Origin of the sequence: Corynebacterium gottingense (assembly GCF_003693265.1) — a bacterium.
Taxonomy (GTDB): Bacteria; Actinomycetota; Actinomycetes; order Mycobacteriales; family Mycobacteriaceae; genus Corynebacterium; species Corynebacterium gottingense.
The window spans coordinates 1-1,386 of record NZ_RDRE01000134.1; the positions used below are offsets into that span (position 1 = coordinate 1).

The window sequence follows — 1,386 nt, forward strand, 5'->3', positions numbered from 1 at the left end:
GACGACGAGGAGAGTGATCAGCCCCACGACGCCAATGATCAGGCCGAAGCGACCCTTAGCGTTTCCAATTTCTCTCAATCCAACGAACATGCCCCCATTATCTGCCTGACCTGCACCGTTCCACATCGAGCGAGCGGTGGAACCTTGAGTCAACCGATCGGTTGATTAGGCTTGTGCGCGTGCAAACCACCAGCCGAATCCTCGCCGTCCTCCGCGTCAGCCTGCACCTGCTCGTCGCGGTCCTCCTGCTCGTGGGCATGCTGGGCGACTTCACGCCGCTCGCGCTCCTCTTCGCCGCCGTCTACCTGGCGGGCACCGTGGCGCACAACCGCGGCATGGAGTACTCGGCGCGCGCGTCGTGGGCGTGGCTCGCCATCATCACGGGGCTGTGGGTGGCGCTGGCACTGCGGTCCGAAGCGTACGTGTGGCTGGAGTTCCCGCTGGTCATCCTCGCCGCCATCCTCCTGCCCACCGCCGCGAGCCTGGTCGTGGCTGCCGCGATGCTGGCGCTCACACTCAGCGTGACGGTGCCCGCCTCCGGGGTGGGCGGGCTGATCGGCCCGACCATCGGCACGGTGGTCGCGGTGGTCACCGTGCAGATCTACAACATGCTTCGCGCCGAGGCACAGCACTACAAGGCGCTCGCGCTCGAACTCGAGGTCTCGGAGCGCAACCGCGGCGCGGCGGAGGAGCGCGCCCGCCTGTCGCGCGACGTGCACGACACGATGGCGCAGGGCTTGAGCTCCATCGTGCTGCTGGGCAGGGCGCTGGACAAGCAGCTTGACGACGACACCGCGCGCGCCACCCTCACCACCATCCGCGAGGTGGCGGCGGACAACCTCGCGGAGGCACGCCGGTTCGTGGCCGTGAACGCGGAGGGCGGCGGGGCCGAGCCGCCGCGCCGCACCCTGCCGGAGCAGGTCCGGGCGCTGGCGCAATCCGCGCAGGACCGGCAGCGCGCCCTCGGCGAGCCGCTGGAGGTGCAGGTCAACGTGGTGGACGTGGTCGGCCCTGCGGCGGAGGTGGTCGAGCGCGTGGTCCGCGAGGGCTTAAGCAACGTGGTGCGCCACGCGCACGCCTCGAAAGCCGTCGTGACGGTGGATAAGCTGGGCGACACCGTTACCGTCGACGTCTTTGACAACGGCCGCGGCATGTCCGGCAAGGAGGGCTTCGGCCTGCGCGGCCTGCGCGCCCGCGTGGAGGAGGCCGGCGGTGAGCTCTCGGTGGAGGGCAACGTGCTCGCGGCAACGCTCCCGGTCCAACGCAAGGAGGCACCATGATCAGGGTCATGCTTATCGACGACCACCCGGTCGTCCGCGCCGGACTCCGCGCCGTCCTCGACTCCTTCGGCGACATCGAGGTCGTCGCCGAGGGCGCGGACGGCAC

Annotated in this window: 1 protein-coding gene and 1 pseudogene; both read left to right on the forward strand. The window is 69.7% G+C overall.

The window, feature by feature from the left end; genetic code table 11:
* Window positions 1–179: 179 nt before the first annotated feature.
* Window positions 180–1,280, forward strand: a complete 1,101-nt coding sequence (locus EAW56_RS12220; protein ID WP_122086827.1) for a sensor histidine kinase — start codon at window positions 180–182, stop codon at window positions 1,278–1,280.
* Window positions 1,277–1,386 (forward strand): annotated as a pseudogene (locus EAW56_RS12225) (DNA-binding response regulator); the annotation flags it as partial. The gene EAW56_RS12220 and the pseudogene EAW56_RS12225, both read left to right, overlap by 4 nt.